The following is a 20,762-nucleotide window of genomic DNA, read 5'->3' on the forward strand; positions in this document are numbered from 1 at the left end:
GAACTATCTCCTACCCGATTCTTATTTTATAATGGGCAAGATCAGGTTTAATAAAAACGCTAACATTAATGTGGCTTTAAGTACACCATATTCAAATGTTTGAACTATAATCTAGGATGAGAGATTGGATTGAATTTCATTATCAGTAAATGCGACAAACGATCTTAATTTCACCATTTATCAGTTTTTGAATTTGAATGGAGGCGTGCTAAGATGCGGAAGGTCAAAAGCACTGAAATTGAAGATGTAGCTAAATTAGCGCAGGATAAAGTTTATCAAGAACTGGGGACTAATAGTGCTGGTCTGAATGACAGCGAAGTTGCTCAAAGGCAGAAGCAGTATGGAAAAAATGTTTTGGCAAAAAAGAAGGGCACTCCTTTAATACTCACCTTTTTGCAAAACTTTACCAGTTTAATGGCACTATTATTGTGGGTCGCTGGTGGGATCTCCTTTATCGCGCAACTCACAGAATTAGGGATCGCCATTTGGGCGGTCAATGTGATCAATGGGCTTTTTAGTTTTTGGCAGGAATATCAGGCTAGCAAAGCGACTGCAGCCTTAAATGACATGCTGGCAGAATCGAGTCAGGTCATTCGCAATAAAACTGCCCAAAAGGTGCCTGCTGCTCAATTAGTACCGGGCGATATCGTTAAACTGGCTGAAGGAGACAGCGTACCGGCTGACATTCGGTTGTTAGACGCACATGATTTGCGTTTGGACCAGTCAACATTGACTGGTGAAGTTGATCTGGTCAGCAAAAATGCAGAGCCGGACACCCAAAAGGACAGCTCACATGCGGCAATCACTAACTTTGTTTATTCCGGAACTTCAGTGATGAAGGGTAACGCGACTGGGGTAGTCGTCAAGATAGGCATGCAGACTGATTTTGGACGGATCGCGTCTTTGACCCAAAACGTTAAAGATGAATTAAGTCCGTTGCAAAAAGAGCTGAATACGTTGACCAAACAAATCTCTTTATTGGCGATATTTGTCGGGTTGCTCTTCTTTGTCGCAGCAGTCTTTTTCGTCAAATATCCACTGGTCAAATCGTTTATTTTTGCGCTGGCGATGATCGTAGCTTTTATTCCAGAAGGACTTTTGCCGACTGTGACGTTATCTTTAGCAGGAGCAGTATCTAGGATGGCACGAAAAAACGCCTTAGTTAAAAAGCTATCTAGTGTTGAAACCTTAGGCTCGGCATCGGTAATTTGTTCCGATAAGACAGGGACTTTAACACAAAATCAAATGACAGTTATTCACCTGTGGACTCTTTTAAATTCATATCATGTGAGTGGACAAGGATATGCTCCGCATGGAGGGATCTATGATGGGCCAAAGAAAATAACTGCCACGAAAGATCAAGAATTAAAAGAACTCTTAGCCGGTGGTTTGTTAGCTGATAACGCTCAGATCCAACCGCCAGACAAAAAACATCGCGATTATGTTTGTATCGGCGATCCGACTGAAGGATGTTTAGAAGTTGTTGCGCAAAAGGGAGGGCTTGATCCGCAAGGAGAACGCAAGTCAGACCCGCGCCAAAAGGAATTTGCGTTTGATTTTCAACGTAAAATGATGACGGTCGTGATCGCTAAAAGCAATGCGCATTTTTTCGACAGCTTTACGAAAGGTGCCCCAGACAGCGTCTTGCAAAAATGTACGACTTATTTCAACAATGGAGCAACAGAGCCATTGACCAAACAAAAAATCAACGAGATCCAAGAAGCCAATGACGGTTATGCTAAGCAGGGGCTGCGTGTTTTAGCCGTGGCGGGCAAAGTTTTAGATCCGCAAGCAGTCAAAGATCCTGAAAGCCTCGATCAGCAAGAAGTTGAAAGCAAATTGACTTTCCTAGGCTTAACTGCAATGTATGATCCGCCGCGTAAACAAGCGCTGACTGCTGCTAAAGAATGCCGCCGTGCTCACATCAAGGTGATCATGATCACTGGTGATAATGGTTTGACTGCTCAAAAGATTGCACGTAAAATTGGGATCGTTGATAGTAATAAACCGGTCAAAGTAGTCACGGGTCAAGAACTCGACCAGATGGATGACGATAGTTTACGGCAAGATTTAAAACAAGAAATTGTTTTTGCACGAATGGCTCCAGAACAAAAATATCGGGTCATTTCCTTGTTACAAGAAGAAGGACACATTGTTGCGGTGACTGGCGATGGTGTCAATGACGCTCCTGCTTTGAAAAAAGCAGATATCGGAGTCGCTATGGGTAAGACGGGGACGGAAGTTGCTAAAGAAGCGGCCGACATGGTTTTGAGTGATGATAACTTTGCCTCGATCGTAGCTGCGGTTAAAGAAGGACGCGGAGTTTACAGCAACATTCGAAAGTTTTTATTGTATATCTTAAATTCCAACTTGCCGGAATCAATCCCCTCAGCACTTTTCCTGTTCAGCGGCGGCAAAATTCCTCTTGCATTAACGGTTATGGAAATTTTAGCGATCGACCTAGGAACCGACATGGTCCCAGCGCTTGGCTTAGGCTGACAGGCAGCAGAAAAAGAAGTCATGGACCGGCCGCCGCGTGCACCACAGGAGCACTTAATCAATAAGAAGGTTTTGTTAAAGGCGTTCATATGGTATGGCGCATCGGCTTCATTGCTGGCAATTTGCGGTTATTTCTTGAATAATGCGTTAAACGGGCATTATTATCCGGCACTCGCTTCATCTGGTTTTGACTATCGGCAAGCAACAACGGTCACCTTAGGAGCCGTGATCTTCTGCCAAATGGCGACTGTATTGAACTGTCGCTTTGAAACTGAGACATTGTTTACTCACAAGAACTTCTTTTCTAATTCCTTAGTTTATACAGGTATCGTTTTAGAAGGAATATTGTTGCTGTGTATGTGTTACGTTCCGTTTTTACAAGACATTTTCGGGACGGCGCCGCTGGATCTAGCTTCATGGCTCTTCCTATTTTGTTTACCAGTGCCTTTAGTATTACTGGATGAAGCCAGAAAATATTTACTGCGTAAGAATCAAGCCACAAGCTAAATTTTGCCAGATGTATGTTTACCTAGTTTAGGTAAGCAGCATACATCTAGCAATTTTAGGCCTATGACGGATAAATGAATGCTTGTTTTCGGCGGCATATTCATTTGGCAATGGCAAGTTCTTAGTTAGGAAGAAATCAGTTATGCTATACTTTTAGTAAAAATAAGTATGGTTATTTTTAAGAAGGATCCTAGTCTATGAAAAATATATTTAATACAGTAAAAAACTCTATTTCACGCCGGATGGGTTTGATCAAGGGCGTCTTCATCTTTTCTGTGCTGTTATTTGTGATCCATGAAGTTGGTAGGATCGCAAAAGATGTGAATGTGTCTAAAATCAGTCAGGGACTATCTTCGCAAAGCTGGTGGCAGGTGTTATTAATGCTGCTCTTGGGCTTTGCGGCTGTGACCCCTATGTTAAATTACGATTTCATGGTCACCAAGTTTTTGCCCGATAAATATCCAGTTTTGTATGTTTTAAAGACAAGTTGGATCACGAATACCTTTACGAATATCGGCGGTTTTGGCGGCGTTTTGGGTGCCAGCTTGCGTGCACTTTTTTATAACAAAAAAGATTCGCAGAAAAAAATCGTTGGTGCTATTGCTAAAGTGGCCCTGTTTCTGGTCTCGGGGCTTTCGCTTTTTTGTATTATTTCCTTAGTGATCGTCTTTAGCTTGAAAGACCGAGCTGTTAGTCATTATTTGATCTGGCTGGTCGGCGGCAGTTTATATTTTCCGTTGGTTTTATTATTAACACGTTTTAACGACAAGGGGATCCTAAAAGGTCTGACTTTGGCTAATGCATCGCGGTTGATCACTGGCTCTTTTTTTGAGTGGTTTGGCTGTGTTAGTTTCTTTATTTTTATCGGGACTATGCTCCACGCCAGCCCGCAGGACTTTTGGAGCATCATACCTTTATTTGTGATCGCCTCTGTGATCGGTGAAGTTTCGCTAGTTCCTGGCGGATTAGGATCTTTTGATGTCTTTATGATCATGGAATTGGCTTTGGTTGGCGTAGATAAAAATATTGCAGTCGTGTGGGTCTTATTGTACCGTTTGTTTTATTATATTTTTCCATTTGCTTTGGGTGTTTTCTTCTTTATCCATGATATGGGCAAACGGTTCAATGCATATTTGCAGGGACTGCCTAAAAATATTTTGCAGAGGCTGGCACAGTTTTTGCTAACCGGCTTTTTATTCTTCTCAGGGGTCTTGATGCTGATCAATTCCACTACGCCTAATTTTGCGATGACTAATAAGTATTTCCTAGATGTTTACCCATATACTTTTTACTTTTTAAATCAGCTGATCAGTATCGTGATGGCTTTTATTTTGATTGGGGTTGGTATTGGAACGGCCGCCCGTGTGAAAAAGGCATTTAGTTTAACGATCATTGCTTTAACGATTGCAATCTTAAATACACTACGCTGGTTGGTTTTTTATGGTGAGTTTTCTTGGAAGATGTTTGTTTTCTTGGCGCTGATCATGCTGGTGGCATGGTTTTCTCGCGGTGCGTATTATCGTGAGAGGATGGCGCCGTCTTGGGGTGCGATCTCATGGACTCTGTTTACTTATTTAGGCACGTTTATTGTATATACGGTCGTTGGCGTGTTGAATCAAAAGATGTTGCACCTGCACCATAAGTTTATTGTACCCAACGCCTTATTTTTCCCATCACAAAAAATTTGGCTGATGGGCTTTGTTGGTTTGATTCTAGCAGCTTTAGTCTTGATCGGTTTATTACATTACTTTTTTTACACGACAAATCCGCGCTTAAATATTTCAGTTGATAGTGAGCGGGTCAGGCGGGTCATTGATGAATATGGCGGTAATGAAATTTCTCACCTGGCATATTTATTTGATAAGCAAATGTATTGCTACCAAGTTGACGGTAAAGACCAAGTGATCTTTCTGTATAAAAAAACTGCTGACAAACTAGTGATCTTAGGCGAACCCTTTGGTAATATGGATCACTTGGATGATGCACTGACCAAGTTTATGAATGATGCGGATCTGGATGATTACTCCCTGGTTTTTTATGAAACTGCCGAATCTTTGATCATCAAATTGCATGAAAGAGGTTTTGATTTCTTTAAAAATGGTGAGGAAGGCTATGTTGATTTAAAAAACTTTACGCTGGCTGGTAAAAAATTACGGTCAGAGCGGGCCTTAGTCAATAAATTTAAGCGGCAAGGATATCAATTTGAACTATGCCAGCCGCCGTTTGACAAACAGTTCATGGCTGAATTGAAAAATATTTCGGATGAATGGTTGGGGCATGAAATTGAAAAGGGCTTTTCACTAGGATTTTTTGATGAGTTTTATTTACAACAAGCCTCAATAGCAATTGTGCGTGATCACAGCAACAAGCCGGTTGCGTTTGCCTCGCTCATGCCCCAAGGCGATCGTAAAACAACTTCGATCGATCTGATGCGCTCCAGTGATCAGGCACCTTCTGGGATCATGGACCATTTGTTCATTTCTTTATTTGAAGAAATGAGTAAGCAAGGTTACGAGAAATTTAACTTGGGGATGGCGCCGCTAGCTGGAGTCGGCAGCTCGCGATTTAGTTTTATTGAAGAGCGGATATCACATTTGATTTACGAATATGGTTATAAACTCTATGGTTTTCAGGGCTTGCGGAACTATAAGGAAAAGTATGTTTCAACTTGGAAACCTAAGTACATTGCTTATCGCAAAAAAAGATCAATGATCTTCACGATTATGCAGGTCGTTGATTTGATCAACTTGCCGGCAAGAAAAAACAGGCAGTGAGTGCTAGTTTTAATGGCAACTGGTAACAGTAAGCGACTTGTTTTGGAGAAATCGTTGATGCAAATGTTTAATGTGCTGCAAACTAAGGCCGACTTTGAGTTACAAACGAGAATGTGACGCAAACTAGGGCCGACTTTGGGTTACAACCGGGAATGTGACGCAAACTCGAGCGGACTTTGAGTTACAACTGGGAATGTGACGCAAACTAGGGCCGACTATAAGTTACAAACGAGAATGTGACGCAAACTCGAGCGGACTTTGAGTTACAATTGGAAATGTGAAGCAAACTCGAGCTCGTAAATCCAATTGTGTGAGTATTTAGTGTAAAGTAACTGCTGGATTTTTCCAACGATAATAAAAAAGCTAATCATTTAGACTAGCTTTCTCGAAAGTCATTTTAAATTGTGATCGGAGTTAGCGGTGGCAGCCGGTAGCTCCTTTTCATTTTATACCATAGCAAGTTTGCCTGAAAAGCAGACAGTGTAACATCTGCAGATATTAACGGTCCTGTGTGATCGCAATTGTGTCTGCAGCTTTTTGTGCTGCCCATTGTTGGTCAAATTTATCCAATAACTCGCGAGCTTGTGTGGTGTTTTTGGTATCCATCAAAGCAATCCGTAAGTCGGAAGCGTAATTAAAGTGACGGACATAGATTTTGAAGAAACGGCGCAATTTCTTGAAGTTCAGTGGGCCGTAATCTGCGTTGAACTTATCATATAGATCCAGCTGCATCCGCAATAGACTCAAGGTTTCTTCCAGCGTATGCTCTTTTGGTGTTTCCTCAAAGGCAAAAGGATTTTCAAAGATCCCGCGGCCTATCATGACACCGTCGACACCAGGATGTTGCCGGACTAACTCTAATCCGGCAGTCCGGTCTTTGACATCGCCATTGATCTGTAACAAGGTATGTGGTGCTAGCTCATCGCGCAATTGTACTAAACGGTCGATGTATTCGTAGTGGGCTGGAACTTTGGACATTTCTTTACGGGAACGGACATGGATCGTTAATAAAGGAATATCTTGTTTTAACAAGAATGGGATCCATGTTTCAAATGTGTCGAGTTCGTTAAAGCCTAGACGGGTTTTGACCGAGATCGGCAAGCCGCTTGTTTTAGCACTGGCGATCACTGTAGCCGCATCATCGAAGTGGCGGATCATATCACAACCGCCGCCATTTTTAATGATAGTACCTGAAGGACACCCCATATTGATGTCGATAGCCTGGTAGCCATGTTCTTTTAAATCTTGACTGGCAGTTTCAAAATCGATCCCGCGATTGCCCCAGATCTGTGCCACGGGCATTTTTTCGCCTTTTGCGACATGCAGTCGTGCTTGTGCCGTGAATTTTGCTTTTGGATGTGTAATGCTGCGTGCATTTGTAAATTCAGTAAAATACACGTCTGGTCCACCGGCATGGGCAACGACGCGCCGAAAAACAGAGTCCGTAACAGCTTCCATTGGGGCCATTGAAAAGAAGGGGATTTTATCTAAGCCGGGAACTGCGGGATGTTTTTGCGCCTCATCGACTACGTTTTGCCAGTAGGCAGATTTTACTTGGACCATTATTGATTTCCTTTCTGGTACTTTTTATATCTATTGGTATCGTACAACATAAATTCTAGACCTTATCTATATTAGCGGTATTTAGCTTATTTTTCAAGATGCTTACACTATAAAAAACAAGCCGGAGAGGACCGGGCAAAAGTTGAGCACGATCGGGCTTCTCCAACAAGTCGTGTTTTTCGACTTATTTGAGAAGTTGGATAAGCACAACAGTCTGTCTCATGTAACTTTAACAAGCAATAAGACATACACTATATTCAGCAAAAGTGATTGTTTTTTGAAAAACTTAATAAATATTCAAAAATAGTGTATATCATTAAAATAAAATGTGATAGAATTTAATGTAAATTTGACTTAACTAAAATAGGGCGGGTGATGAAATTGAAAGGAAATCTGGGAACATTGGCCACTGAGTTGAAGGTCGGTAAGCTTAATGGAGTCGTTTTAGGTGAAGAAGATGCCAAAGCGTATCAAATAAAGTATCCAGATGTTTATACAATTTCTAAGATCAAATTAAAGATTTCCGTCGAAAATAGTTCTATCAGCGTAGGTTTAAATAAGGACGATAAAGACTTGAAAAAGCGGATCGACAAAGTGATCAATAAATTGAAAAAATCAGGTGAATTAGACAAAATGTTGGATCAAGCTCAAAAAGAGCAATTAAAAGATAGTCAGTGAGGTCATTAAGATGAATAAAAATTCAAAAATAGAAATATTACAGAAGATGATTCAGATCCCATCGGTCAACGAGCATGAAACAGATGTTGCTGACTATATAATTTCTTTGTTTGCACCTTATCCGGAAGTTGAATTTGAAAAAGTTGAGTATGCTCCGGGCCGTGATAACCTGGTTGTGACCTTTGGAGATCCTACCGGACCGACCTTTGGCTTGTCCGGGCACATGGATGTTGTTGCAGCGGGTAATGAAGCTGACTGGCAGTTTGCACCTTTTTCGGGAACAATACAAGATGGAAAGGTGTTTGGCCGCGGGGCTTCGGATATGAAGAGTGGATTGGCGGCAATCGTTAGCGCAATGATTGAGTTGCTTGAAATGGGAACTAAATTGAACGGACAGATCCGTTTGTTAGCTACTGTGGGTGAAGAGACCGGTGAGTATGGAGCGGCTCAGTTAACAAGGGCTGGGTATGCTGATGATCTGGTCGGACTGATCATCGCTGAACCTAGTACCGATATGAAAGAAATGGTTTATACTGCACGCGGCGTGATAGATTATGAGGTGACCTCGACCGGTAAAGGTGCGCATAGTGCTCGTCCTTGGCTAGGGATCAATGCAATCGATAATTTATGGGATTTCTATCATTTGGCTAAAAAACGTTTGAGTAAGTTTTCTCATGGTGATCCGATTTTGGGTCATGTGACTCACGAGATAACTAAGATCAGCGGGGGTGAACAGGTCAATAGTATTCCAGCTCAAGCAAAATACATGGGAAACATAAGAACGATCCCAGAGTATCCTAACAAAATGTTTTACGCTGAACTTGAGTCGGTTTTAGCTGAACTAAATTCCAAAGAAGGTTATGAGCTTTCATTAAGATACAGTTTTCCGGAAGAATCGATCATTGGCTCAGCGGATACACCATTGGCAAAGACGGCTGCTAAGATTTATCAGGATGTTTTTCATGAAACGCCGAAACTAACAGGAAGTTTAGGTGCAAATGACGGAGCTGAATTCTTGCAGGCTAAGGGTGATTTTAACAGTTTAGTCTGTGGGCCAGGTTCAGATACTTCGCATCAAGCTAATGAGTATGTCGATGTTGCTATTTATTTGAAAGCCATCGAATTCTACAAACAACTAGCATTGAAGTTTGTGGGCTAAAAGTATTATTAAAGGCACGATAATGAGTGTTGCAAGGGTGACCAGTGAATCGTTCAAGCCTAAACTGTTTAGCAGGAAAATTTTAAAAAAGCAGTTCTTTTGTTGACTAAAATGGTAAGATTTTAGTATTAACATTAAGGAGGGGGAATGTTACTTGTACGGGACGATTTTTAACGCTGCGATGATCATTGTCGGCAGCATCATTGGGAGTCTGCTTAAAAGCCGCCTTAAACCAAAGTATCATACGGTGTTGATGCAAGCAATCGGCTTGGCTGCAATCGTTGTTGGTATTCATACCGTGATCAAACCATTAGACAATAGCCATTTGCCAGTTTTATTTATTATTAGTTTGGCCGTGGGTGGAACTTTAGGGACAGCTTGGAATATTCAAGAAAATTTTGACCGAGTTGTGCAACGCTTTACTAACAGTGATTTAAGCGCAGGATTGGCAACAGCAGTTCTATTGTATTGTTTTGGGTCATTGTCGATCTTAGGTCCGATCAACGCTGCTTTGCATCACGATTATACTTTCCTGCTGACAAACGGTACACTTGATCTGATCACTTCGATCGTATTGGGCGCCACTTATGGCATCGGGATCGCTTGGGGTGCGGCTGTGCTGTTTTGCTGGCAGGGCGGTCTGTATATTTTGGCGCTCCTTTTAAGGACAGCATTAAGCGCGTCTTTGCTTAATGAATTAATGATCGTGGGTGGTGTGTTGATCTTTGCCTCTGGTTTAGGAGTTTTGGAAATTAAGAAGATCAATACTTTGAACTTCTTGCCAGCTTTGCTGATACCGCCAGTGGTTTTAGGAATACTCCATTTTTTCTGATTTAGAAATTATAGTTATACAAGGAGGCTTTGTTGTGAAAGTGCTCGGGATTTTGGGCTCACACCGACGTGATGGAGTTACGGCAAAATTAGTAGATGCAGTCTTACAGGGAGTAGATCCTGCCAATAAGACCGAGATCATATATTTGGAAGATTATGATTTTAAGCCCGATACATATGAAAGAAAAGATCCGGTTTTGGATGAATTAGAAGGTAAATTACTTGAAAGTGATGTCTGGATCATCGCCGCGCCGACTTATTGGCGTAGTTTAGCAGGCAAGATGAAAGACTTTTTTGACTGTCTGCGTCAAAGGTTAGTTCGCTTTGACAAACAAGGTGAAACTCACCCAGATCGTTTTAAGAATAAACACTACCTCAGTATTACCGACTGTTACACTGGGACCTTTGAAAATTGGGTAACGGGTGTCACTGACCAGAGTTTACGGACGATCGATCAGGTCATGTCTGCTGCGGGTGTGATCAAAGTCAACGAGATAGTTATGACCAACACATGGGGCATTCAGGAATTACCTGCGGCCAAAAAGTCCGAATGTTTAAAACGAGGACAACAACTAAGTTCAGTTCAGAAAAGGGATGACAGTACAGTGAAAAGATATATCCAACTTTTCTTTATGGTTGCGATCATGGCGCTCGCAGCGATGGGGATCCAGGTGGGATTGGGATTATTCCCTAAAACACATTTTTGGTTGAGTTACAGTTCATTTGTAGTGATTTTCTTTGCTTTGCTGGCAGGTATTTTGCACTTTGCTACTTATGTTAAACATCGGCGTAAATAGATATGTGAACTCCAAAGTGCCCCATAATTGTTAGACACAAAAACTAACAATTATGGGGCACTTCGTTGGTCTGCTCTCTTTTTGTGGTCAGAGAACAGAAAGTTTGCTAAGCTGATAGTAAAGAAAGTACATAAGTTACAGAATAAATTTATTTTTTGCTAGGAGGGATTTTGATGAACAAGAAAATATGGAGCGTGTTGGTTATAGCGGGATTATTGCTGACTGGTTGTTCAAAGCAGGCTGATAATTCTGCAAGTACCGGCAATAATAAGGCAACGGAAAGAACCGCACAAAAAACAAGTTCTTCAAAGGCAAACAAAAGTGAAGCAAGTGCTAGTTCAAAAAAAGATTCAACTGCCAGTTCATCCACAGATAAAGAACCTGTGAAACCGCAGCAAAAGCGCTATTGGGACGATAGTAAAGCGTTGAAGCTACAGCAATTTATGACTCATTTTAGTGAAGAAATGGAGCAACAGTATAAAGAGTATACGCCGGATAATAGTGTCGATCAGTATGGGTTAAAGTTGCCTAGCGAGGTTTTAGGTCAAAACGCAAAGGAACATATTGCAGTTGATGATGTACCAGTTGATGTGGAGTGGTCAGCAGATGGTCAAGCTGGGTCAGGAGTATATGGGTTAGTTGCGGTTTATGCTGATTCAGAAACACAACAATACATGCAAAAACATGTCTACTTCTTTACAATTATCGATGGCACGCCAAAAGTCTTGATCACTATGCAAAATCAGGGAATGGATGATCATCGTTTACACTTTAACGAAACTGCAAATCAGGAATTAAAACAGAAGTTTGCGCAAATTGTGAATGAATAAAACTTATTGTTCAAATTGACTGACACTTTGATTAAATGCAACTGACCAGGGTGTTTTTCTTTAACTTAAATCTTGATTTAGCACAAAGAACAGAATTTACTGATACTTTACTGGTCAATTTTAGGTGATCAACCGTGTTTACTGTCAATAATATTTTTTGGAGTGAGAAAAACAAATGGAAAAATCACAGCACTTACCAGAAAGAATAAAAAAAGTGTGGAAGATCAGTGCGCTATTATCGCTAGTCGTTGGATCCGTTATGTGCGCCGTTATCTACTGGGTGGTGGATCATTTTGACTGGCCAGGATGGATCAACTATATAGCTTGGATGCTTGTCTTGCTTGACTTTGTGGTCGAATTGCTGATAATTCCCTACCGTTATCGTTTCTGGCTGTACCAAATCACAACGACAGACGTTGAGATCGAGTCTGGCTTTTTCTTACATAAGCAAACTGCGATCCCGATTGCGCGCATTCAAAATGTCACTTTGCAAGCAGGACCATTATTTCAACTTTTCCATTTGCAAAGTGTGAAAATAGAAACTGCTGCGGCTGCGCATGAAATTGCGGGAGTGCTGCCAGAAAGCGCGGTACAGTTAAAGCAACGTCTGATGGAATTGACACAAGAGGAGGATGTTAATGCAAGCTAAGCGACTTCATCCGGCAGCTTTACTATATTTTTGGTATCAATCGCTCAAAAGCGGCTTGCTGTATTTTTTCATCTTGCTGGCCTTTAATTTTAATGAGAGGTTTACCGGCTATTTTTGGTTGGCTTTGTTTGCTGTATTGCTGCCCACAGTTGTCGGCGGAATTTTAAAATATCTGCGATATAGTTATGAGCTCGCTGCACAAGAAATTATCTTGCACTCTGGGGTCATTTTTCCCAAACATTTACACATCTCGTATGCTAAGATCCAAACTTTGCAGACTAAGCAGTGGTTTTATTTACGTCCGTTTGGTCTATTATCTTTACAGATCGAGACATCGAGTCAAGCAGCTGATGAACCGGAAGCAGTTTTACCCGTGATCTCGCGCGCGGTGGTTACACAGATCCAGGCCAAACGTGATGCCGTTTTGAAAAATGATCGGCAAACTGAGATTTTCTTTCCAGACAGAGACAGTGAAACTGAGCATATTCCGGCAAGTTCTGAGTTTTCTTATCAGATCAAGGGTCATGATCTCAATTTATATGCTTTGACTTCGTTGGGATTCCTGCCTTTGATGTTAGGCTTTTTAGCGATATATAATCGCTTATCTGATGTGATACCACAAAAGTATATTAATGCTGCTGTGAAAACTTTAGAAAATAGAAGTGGTGTGGTCCTAAGTTTGTTAGCGATCGTCGTTATTTTGTTGGCGCTGGGTTTTTCTTACTTGGTAGTGATCAACCGCTATTTCCATTTTGAAGTCCATCCAGAGGAAAAACAATTAGTCACGAGTAAAGGCTTGTTACAGCAAAATATCGTGACTGCCAGTCAAGAAAAGATTCAAGCGGTGGTCATCTCGCAATCGTTTTTGCGCCAAGCGTTAAAGCTAGCGACAGTCCAATTAGTGCTGGCCTCGCAAGCCGCAGATGAGGAACAAGATGATCAATTAGTTTTGCTGCCAGTGCTTAGCCAAGGGCTGGCGTTAAAAAATGCAAGTCGTTTGGTCAAATGGTTGCCGCAAAAAATACCGCGCTTGCCTGTGGGTAGGCGTTTTGAAAGGTGGAAGATCATCCGTAATATACTGTTGCCAACAATTTTACTGGTAGTGATCATCGGACTTTTCTTTCAACCATATGGCTGGTTGTCGGTTGTTTTGTTGCCTGTTGCTTTTTGGATCGGATACTACGCTAGTGTTAATAATAGGTTGGCGTTAACTAACGCAGATGTTTTGCTGGCCCAAAACGGTCATTTATTAACGCGAAAACTGTATTTGATCCCGCGTGGCCGGATTCAAGCAATGAGTATGCAACAGACGGTGTTGATGGCAAGGGTCGAGCTGAGTCATCTTAAAATAATTTTACGTTCAGGTAATGAAAAGCAAGTGGTGCAAGTCCGCTATTTGCCTAAGAAGAAAGCTGAAGAAATTTATCGGTGGTATCGTCACAAATAAAACCATTGCTTGTTTTAGGATAAACTGGCAATGGTTTTATTTTGTCATTTTGTAAAAACTTTCTGGGATCTGATCTTCAACTGTTTTAAACTCCCAGTCGAATGGTAGACAATAAGTGATCTGATAAGCGTAAAGATACATTTGGTCTGCGATAATGTTGCTATATAGGGGGTCGCCGACGATCGCCATGTTTTGACTGGCAAGGTGGACTCTGATCTGATGGGTGCGCCCGGTTTCTAATGTCAACTTCACTAGCGCAAATTTGTCATTATGCTGTAAAACTTCATAATGAGTTCGTGCAGCCAGTCCGGTGGCGGTCACTTTTCGCTTACGTTTGTCAGCGAGATCAGGTCCAATTGGCGCATCGATCACTCCTTTTAGCGGCATGTCTCGTTCAAATGATGTCACGGCGACGTAATTGCGCTGCATCGTTTTTTGAGCTAGCTGGCGTTCCAAAATCGGGATCACCAACGGATCTTTGCCTATCATGATCAGTCCGCTAGTCAGCATATCCAGCCGGTGTAGCATCAGTGGAGGCGTGTCAAGGTAAGTCACGAGTTGGTTATAAAGCGTTCCGTTTTCGTCTGGGCGATTCGGATGAGTCTTGATGCCGGCTGGTTTATTAACAATGAGCAGGTCTGAATTTTCAAAAACGACTTTAAAATTGACGTCAGACGCTGGCAAATAGTGTTGCATGTTGATGTTGGTGTTTAAAGTTAGATCGATCTGATCACCATTTTGTACCAGATTATTATAGGGAAGGTAACGACCATTAACTAGAATGGAGCGGTCGATCCGTAATTCATGCTGCCATTTCTTGGGAACTAACCATTGCTGCAAAGTTTGACGAACGGTTAGTGGATGGGGCATGTGGTTGATTTGAAAATGTCGTTCTAAAATCACGAGGGCGATACTCCTGTCCGTTTTTAATAATATTTATTATAAGCTATCTTGTCGGCGAGAAAAAGAGGGATGTCCCTCAGCAGATTTTGCAAGAATCGGCTAAAAGATTTGGAAAGTATTAGCCAATTCGGACAAATCGGCTAGAAGTCGGCGAAAGTATTAGCCAATCGAGACAAATCGGCTAAAAGTCGGTGGAAGTATTAGCCAATTGGGGCAAATCGGCTAGAAGTCGGTAGAAGAATTAGCCAATTCGAAAAGTAAGTCATTGTTGTGTTGTTTTGGTCAAAAGGTTGTTACTATAGGGGTGAAAAGGGGGTGCGGCCATGAATTTGGAAAATATCATAGTTTTTGCAATATTTGCGCTGCTGATCACCACATTTTTGAAACGTGATGATCCAGACAAGAGGTCGTAACTAATGAAGAACAAATTGGCAAAGTTTCATCTCATAGCATTGCCTACAATTTTGGCGGGCATTGTGGGGCATTTTAGTAGTCTCACCAAATTTCAAAGAGCTTACCAAATTGAGCTGCCGGCTGACTGGGGTTTCTGGCTAAGATTTTCTACCCTAAGCGTGCTTAAAAAGCAGCTACGCTTTTTGCAAAAACATGATCATTGGGATCAGGCTGCATTAAAAATATATCTTAAACAAATCCAGCCTGCGTTTGTCAAACAGGTGTCTGTTTTCCAGAGACTAGCTGAAAGTTTTGAACAAACACAGCAGGTGGGTTCTGAAGTTTACACACAAATGTATGTCGGCAGCCAGTTGAAGGCTAAAAAGAAATTACGTCTGGTCTTGCGTCAGCTGGGAGCAGTGGTTGACGATCATGGATTCTTGCAACTTTTAGGTACTCATGAGTTTGCAAGAAATCTTGTGCTGCATGCCGTTTTTTATACAGCTTTTCGCGCAGATGTCTGGCAGGCATATCCCGGCAAGGCTGGCCTAAACAGAGATGCTTTAGGTCAGCGCTTGCACTTATTTCGCAGTTGGATCGATCTGCAAAATATTAGATATATTCGGCAAAATTATACTGGCTCTACTGATTTTGCCAAACTTCAAAAATACGCCACCACCGCCAAAATCCCCTTAGATCTGACCACGAGCGCGGCGTTTCACAATCGGTCTGCTCAGGTTTTTCGTTATCCGCAAAATATGAAAGTGCAGATCTCTGCGGCAAATACAGCCGCTTCTTCCAACTTCAATAACGCCCGTATGGCTGAATTTATTATTGACTTAGATACAAGAAATTTTGTTAGTGAATGGGATGCTTATTGTTTTGAAAGTGATGGGCGTGTGGATTCAGATCCACAGCATTATTCAAAAAAACAGTTGTATCAAATTGCCAACACGGAATCCTTCAATTATGGGATCCCCAAGGGACAGCAGCATGATTTGCCAGCTAAGGATCATACCCATTATTATCTGGATGTCAAACATCCTTTTGACCCACAAGTTAGGCAGTTGGCCACGCAGGCTTTTCGTAGCCCGCAAGTGGTAACAATAGGAGGCCCGTATGCTGACCTTATCAAACGTTTGCCAGATTTAGTCTCATGGCAAAAGATTCCAGTTAGTCAAAGAAATGCGGTGTACCAAGAATACTTGCGTTTTTGTGCCAAAACTGGAAGTGTGCCAGGGTATGGTGGGTTCCTTGAACAGCGCTGATTTAGACAAATAGCACAAATTATGGTACAATCTAAAGATGTTAAGGTAGCTTTTGCTGCTAGAAGTACAGTTGAAATTAAAATATTTAATTGATCGTTAGGCACTATACGCGATGTATGGTGCTTTTAATATATAGGAGGATTGCATCAATGGCTAGAGTTGTTCAGCAAATCAAGTTAGTAGTCAACGGGAAACCATCGTATTGTGTCTACATGGGAACAAAGGAAGAAAATGATGCTGATATCACTGGTGGTAAGGGTCATTTGGTAGTGATCTGTTCCGGCGGTGAATTTGAACCGAACATGTTAGCACATCGCGACGGCAGTGAGTTTAAACTGACCGCAGAAAACAAAATTTCTAAAATTAAAGTCCGTGAAGCTTATCGGGTCGATGAAGTTCCATATACTGCAATCATTCCAGACATTGTGGATCCTGATGAAGAAGAACAAGAAGAATAACTAACAACGTCTTTCCTAATTAATAGGGGAGGCGTTTTTTAAGCTGAATATTTGGGACTGAGTCATAAAATAGTTAAAATAGAGGTTGTAGTTGAGTTTCGTGCGGCAAAAGATTCCGCCTATCCCACTCAGGCAATACAGCGCAAAAAAGCACGCAGTCTTGTCTGAGCCCGATATGCTCGTCTCATAAACGCCGCGCTGCACTCTGTTATTTAGTCAAGTTTCGCGCGACAAGAGATTCCGCCTATCCCACTCAGGCAATACAGCGCAAAAGCACGCTGTCCTGTCTGAGCCCGATATGCTCGTCTCATAAACGCCGCGTTGCACTTTGTTATTGATGGGAGGAATTTATATGGCAAATATAGCTAAATCAAGTATCAAGCACATTGGTCGTCAGGTGGCAGCCGAATCTGGCGGACATTCGATTATTTTAGATGAACCGGTCTCATCCAAAGGAACGGACGCAGGTGCTAATCCGGTTCAATACCTTTTAATGGCGTTAAACGGCTGCCTTTCGATCACCGCAGAATCTTTAGCTGCCAGTCGTGGTGTTGATCTGAAAAAGTTTGACGTGACAACCACGGGTCAGACCCAACGCTTCCCGGATAAATCATCCAAGGTTGCCAAGATCAAGGTTGTTTTTGATATGGAATCAGATCTTGGCTCCGGTGATCAGCATCAATTTATTGATGAAGTTCTCAAACGTTGTACCGTTCATAATTCACTTGATAAGGATATCGAGTATCAATTTGAATATTAAAAAAACGGCCGCTTTGAGCCGTTTTTTGTCCGTCAAATTATTTATTTCAGCATGTTCAGCTCGTGACCGGCAACACTGTGAACTTGTTCGATGACGATCATCGCATCAGGATCGATCTGTTCGATCAAGGGAAATAGCTGAGCCACTTGTTTTTTAGTACAAATGATGTAGATCATTGCTCGTTTTTCTCCACTATAGTAGCCATGAGTATGGACCATAGTGATACCTTGCTTCAGTTGGTCAGAAAGGGCGGCCGACATTTGCTCAACATTTGGGGTGATGATCTTAAGTGAATATTTAGCACCAAACATATTGTTGAATATATTTAGAACTACTGCAGAAATGTAAAGCTCGATCACTGTGAGAAACATGCGCTCGGTCCCAATGATCAAACCGGAAGGCAGTGCCACGACTAGGTCACATAAAAGCATAGCAGTTCCCGTTTGAATCCCAAAATACTTGTTCAAGATCGAAGCGATGATCGTACTGCCGGCAATCGTGCCATTCGCACGGTAGATCAAACCTAAAGCAATGCCCATAAAAACGCCGGCAATAATGGCGGGGATCAGCGTTTGCTGGGTATGATAGTGCAAGATCGATGGCATTTTGAGAAAAAAGGAGATCCAAATAACACACCAGATAGAATAGAAAATTGTTTTTTTATCTAGCAACTTGAAACCGATCAGCAAAATGATCGTATTGAGTACGATATTGGTGATCGCTGGCTGAATATGTAATGCATAATAGCCGATTGCCGTCAGGCCAGTCACGCCGCCTTCACCGATCTGGTGTGGGAGCAGCAAGTCATTGACCGCAACTGAATAGACGAAAGAGCCTAAGATGATAGTCAGGCAATTGCGGAATATAGTAGAAGATGGTTTTTTCAAATCAGTTCCCCCTTACAAATAAAATCTATGTTTCAGCATGGCATAATCAGTGAGCAAAATCAAACACAGCTGATGGGAAAAAGTTGAATTTGCCAAAAATTTGAATAAAATTTGTTAAATATTACTGAAAAATTGCTGCTATTTTCGTCTGTAGTGGGCAAACGGCGGTCTTTTTAATTGGAACGTACCAATTTCTTAAAAGGTTGACTTTTAACTGAAATGCTTTATCATAGTAAATGAAGATCGGGTCACCGGTCAGTGATAAATAGCAATCAAGGGTTTAGCAACTTATATAAGGAGTGTGCTTAAATTATGCCTGTAAATTATGATTCAAAAGAATATTTAGAACTTTTAGATAAATATTGGCGCGCAGCTAACTACATTTCTGTAGGTCAGCTTTTCTTGCGTGACAATCCTTTGTTGAAGCGCGATTTGACAGCATCTGATGTTAAAGTTAAGCCGATCGGCCACTGGGGGACAATTGTTTCTCAGAACTTTATCTATGCTCAATTGAACCGTGTCATCAACAAATATGACTTGAACATGTTTTATATTGAAGGTTCCGGTCATGGCGGCCAAGTTATGGTTTCTAACTCATACTTGGACGGCAGCTATTCTGACATTTATCCTGAGATCTCGCAGGATGAAGAAGGTATGAAGAAATTGTTCAAACAATTCTCATTCCCAGGAGGAGTTGCTTCCCATGCCGCACCTGAAACACCAGGTTCCATCCATGAAGGTGGGGAATTAGGTTACTCATTATCACACGGTACAGGTGCGATCTTAGATAACCCTGATGTGATCGCCGCTGTCGAAATCGGCGATGGTGAATCAGAAACTGGCCCATTGGCAGCTTCATGGTTCTCTGATAAATTTATCAACCCAGTCAAAGACGGTGCTGTATTGCCGATCATTAACATGAATGGTTTCAAGATCTCCAACCCAACTGTCCTTTCACGGATGAGTGATGAAGATTTAATAAGCTACTTCAAGGGAATGGGTTGGAAGCCGTACTTTGTTGAAGCAGATGCTGACACAGATCATATGCAGGTTTCAGAAGAATTTTCTAAGACTTTGGATACAGTGATCGAAGAGATCAAGGATATTCAAAAGAAAGCTCGTTCAGCAGCCAAAGCAGCTGATGGGGAAGCTGATCTGCCTCACTGGCCAATGATCATCTTCCGTTCACCTAAGGGCTGGACTGGTCCTAAGTTCAATCTTGACGGTGACCCGATCGAAGGCTCGTTCCGTGCCCATCAGGTTCCGATCCCTGTTGATGCAGAGCATATGGAACACAAAGACATGTTGATAGACTGGTTGAAGTCATATAAGCCAGAAGAATTGTTTGACGAAAATGGTACTTTGAAAGATGAGATCCGTACTATCGCTCCTAAAGGTGACCAACGGATGTCAGTTAACCCGATCACTAACGGCGGTCTTGATCCTAAGCCGTTGAAATTCCCAGATGTACGTGACTTTGCCGTTAAATTTGACAAACGTGGGGTTGAACAACATCAAGATATGATCGAATGGGCAAAATGGTTGAACAAGGTTTCTGAATTGAACCCAACGAACTTCCGTGGTTTTGGGCCTGACGAAAGTGAATCCAACCGTTTGTACGCTATCCTTGATGGACAAAAACGTCAATGGATGGAAGATATCAAACCAGGCAATGATCATAACTTAGCCAACTCTGGTCGTATCATCGATTCACAATTGTCAGAACACCAAGCTGAAGGTTGGCTTGAAGGTTACGTTTTGACAGGACGTCACGGTTTCTTTGCAACTTATGAATCATTTGGTCGTGTCGTTGATTCAATGTTGACTCAGCACTTCAAGTGGTTGCGTAAAGCTAAAGAACAATCATGGAGAAAGCAATATCCTTCACTGAACATTGTTGACACTTCGACTGTCTTCCAGCAAGATCACAATGGTTATACTCATCAAGATCCAGGTTTGTTGACACATTTGGCTGAAAAGAAACCTGAATTTATCCGTGAATATATCCCAGCTGACGCTAACGAATTGTTGGCTGTTGGTGACAAGGCATTCCGCGACTATGAAAAAATTAACGTGATCGTTTCATCCAAGCATCCACGTCGTCAGTGGTACAGCATCGATGAAGCTAAGAAGATCGTTGACAAGGGCTTAGGCTATATTGATTGGGCTTCGACTGATCAAGGCGCAGAACCTGACGTAGTCTTTGCCGCTGCCGGCAGTGAACCTAACTTGGAAGCTTTGGCTGCAATTTCATTGTTGAACAAAGAATTCCCTGAAATGAAGATTCGCTTCATCAATGTGGTTGACATCTTGAAGTTACGTTCACCTAAGAACGATCCTCGTGGTTTAACGGATGAAG

15 protein-coding genes and 1 pseudogene are annotated in these 20,762 nt (G+C 41.9%); 13 read left to right on the forward strand and 3 right to left on the reverse strand.

The annotated features are described in order from the left end of the window. Positions 1-213 precede the first annotated feature (213 nt). A pseudogene (locus FC65_RS02975) lies at positions 214-3,006 on the forward strand (cation-translocating P-type ATPase). Between the two features lie 197 nt (positions 3,007-3,203). Further along, positions 3,204-5,780: a bifunctional lysylphosphatidylglycerol flippase/synthetase MprF gene (gene mprF / locus FC65_RS02980; RefSeq protein WP_056971495.1), complete on the forward strand. Its 2,577-nt coding sequence runs from the start codon at positions 3,204-3,206 to the stop codon at positions 5,778-5,780. A gap of 498 nt (positions 5,781-6,278) precedes the next feature. Here mprF and FC65_RS02985 read toward each other — a convergent pair whose 3' ends face one another. Continuing rightward, a complete protein-coding gene (locus FC65_RS02985) occupies positions 6,279-7,343 on the reverse strand; it encodes a tRNA dihydrouridine synthase (RefSeq protein ID WP_056971496.1) in 1,065 nt (354 codons plus the stop codon). 381 nt (positions 7,344-7,724) lie between these two features. Here FC65_RS02985 and FC65_RS02990 point away from each other — a divergent pair, with 381 nt between their 5' ends. The 7 genes from FC65_RS02990 to FC65_RS03020 all read left to right on the forward strand — a co-directional run bounded on the left by FC65_RS02990 (position 7,725) and on the right by FC65_RS03020 (position 13,734). Continuing rightward, entirely contained in the window at positions 7,725-8,021 is a 297-nt protein-coding gene (locus FC65_RS02990) for a type 2 periplasmic-binding domain-containing protein (RefSeq protein ID WP_056971497.1), read from the forward strand. A gap of 10 nt (positions 8,022-8,031) precedes the next feature. Further along, positions 8,032-9,180: an ArgE/DapE family deacylase gene (locus FC65_RS02995; protein ID WP_056971498.1), complete on the forward strand. Its 1,149-nt coding sequence runs from the start codon at positions 8,032-8,034 to the stop codon at positions 9,178-9,180. Between the two features lie 154 nt (positions 9,181-9,334). Beyond that, positions 9,335-10,012: a DUF554 domain-containing protein gene (locus FC65_RS03000; protein WP_056971499.1), complete on the forward strand. Its 678-nt coding sequence runs from the start codon at positions 9,335-9,337 to the stop codon at positions 10,010-10,012. A 34-nt stretch (positions 10,013-10,046) separates the two neighbouring features. Continuing rightward, the gene (locus FC65_RS03005; protein WP_010497375.1) at positions 10,047-10,808 is read left to right on the forward strand and encodes a flavodoxin family protein; all 762 of its coding nucleotides are present in this window, start codon (positions 10,047-10,049) and stop codon (positions 10,806-10,808) included. A 173-nt stretch (positions 10,809-10,981) separates the two neighbouring features. Further along, a complete protein-coding gene (locus FC65_RS03010; RefSeq protein ID WP_056971500.1) occupies positions 10,982-11,638 on the forward strand; it encodes a DUF4767 domain-containing protein in 657 nt (218 codons plus the stop codon). A gap of 175 nt (positions 11,639-11,813) precedes the next feature. Continuing rightward, positions 11,814-12,287 (forward strand): PH domain-containing protein, encoded by a 474-nt coding sequence (locus FC65_RS03015; protein ID WP_010497379.1) that lies wholly within the window; start codon positions 11,814-11,816, stop codon positions 12,285-12,287. Continuing rightward, positions 12,277-13,734, forward strand: coding sequence for a PH domain-containing protein (locus FC65_RS03020; protein WP_056971501.1), 1,458 nt, complete (start codon positions 12,277-12,279; stop codon positions 13,732-13,734). The genes FC65_RS03015 and FC65_RS03020 overlap by 11 nt, the downstream gene beginning before the upstream one ends. 36 nt (positions 13,735-13,770) lie before the next feature. Here FC65_RS03020 and FC65_RS03025 read toward each other — a convergent pair whose 3' ends face one another. Next, a complete protein-coding gene (locus tag FC65_RS03025; protein WP_010497386.1) occupies positions 13,771-14,637 on the reverse strand; it encodes an RluA family pseudouridine synthase in 867 nt (288 codons plus the stop codon). A gap of 416 nt (positions 14,638-15,053) precedes the next feature. On the opposite strand from FC65_RS03025, the gene FC65_RS03030 reads away from it, so the two are divergent. From FC65_RS03030 to FC65_RS03040, 3 genes are all read left to right on the forward strand, one after another. Then, the gene (locus FC65_RS03030; RefSeq protein ID WP_056971502.1) at positions 15,054-16,298 is read left to right on the forward strand and encodes a DUF3114 domain-containing protein; all 1,245 of its coding nucleotides are present in this window, start codon (positions 15,054-15,056) and stop codon (positions 16,296-16,298) included. Between the two features lie 149 nt (positions 16,299-16,447). Beyond that, on the forward strand, positions 16,448-16,756 hold the full coding sequence (locus FC65_RS03035) for a hypothetical protein (protein WP_010497396.1): 309 nt from the start codon (positions 16,448-16,450) through the stop codon (positions 16,754-16,756). Positions 16,757-17,108: 352 nt separating this feature from the next. Beyond that, entirely contained in the window at positions 17,109-17,516 is a 408-nt protein-coding gene (locus FC65_RS03040) for an OsmC family protein (protein ID WP_010497399.1), read from the forward strand. Between the two features lie 41 nt (positions 17,517-17,557). Here FC65_RS03040 and FC65_RS03045 read toward each other — a convergent pair whose 3' ends face one another. Then, positions 17,558-18,403: a YitT family protein gene (locus FC65_RS03045; RefSeq protein ID WP_010497401.1), complete on the reverse strand. Its 846-nt coding sequence runs from the start codon at positions 18,401-18,403 to the stop codon at positions 17,558-17,560. Positions 18,404-18,715: 312 nt separating this feature from the next. On the opposite strand from FC65_RS03045, the gene FC65_RS03050 reads away from it, so the two are divergent. Further along, positions 18,716-20,762: phosphoketolase family protein (locus FC65_RS03050; protein ID WP_056971503.1), on the forward strand; the 2,047-nt coding region annotated here is incomplete at its 3' end.

It is taken from the genome of Ligilactobacillus acidipiscis DSM 15836 (genome assembly GCF_001435755.1).
GTDB classification, from domain to species: domain Bacteria; phylum Bacillota; class Bacilli; order Lactobacillales; family Lactobacillaceae; genus Ligilactobacillus; species Ligilactobacillus acidipiscis.

Coding starts and splice junctions, on each gene's coding strand:
- mprF (WP_056971495.1), top strand. CDS start 3,204: ATGAAAAATATATTTAATACAGTAAAAAACTCTATTTCACGCCGGATG.
- FC65_RS02985 (WP_056971496.1), bottom strand. CDS start 7,343: ATGGTCCAAGTAAAATCTGCCTACTGGCAAAACGTAGTCGATGAGGCG.
- FC65_RS02995 (WP_056971498.1), top strand. CDS start 8,032: ATGAATAAAAATTCAAAAATAGAAATATTACAGAAGATGATTCAGATC.
- FC65_RS03010 (WP_056971500.1), top strand. CDS start 10,982: ATGAACAAGAAAATATGGAGCGTGTTGGTTATAGCGGGATTATTGCTG.
- FC65_RS03015 (WP_010497379.1), top strand. CDS start 11,814: ATGGAAAAATCACAGCACTTACCAGAAAGAATAAAAAAAGTGTGGAAG.
- FC65_RS03020 (WP_056971501.1), top strand. CDS start 12,277: ATGCAAGCTAAGCGACTTCATCCGGCAGCTTTACTATATTTTTGGTAT.
- FC65_RS03030 (WP_056971502.1), top strand. CDS start 15,054: ATGAAGAACAAATTGGCAAAGTTTCATCTCATAGCATTGCCTACAATT.
- FC65_RS03035 (WP_010497396.1), top strand. CDS start 16,448: ATGGCTAGAGTTGTTCAGCAAATCAAGTTAGTAGTCAACGGGAAACCA.
- FC65_RS03040 (WP_010497399.1), top strand. CDS start 17,109: ATGGCAAATATAGCTAAATCAAGTATCAAGCACATTGGTCGTCAGGTG.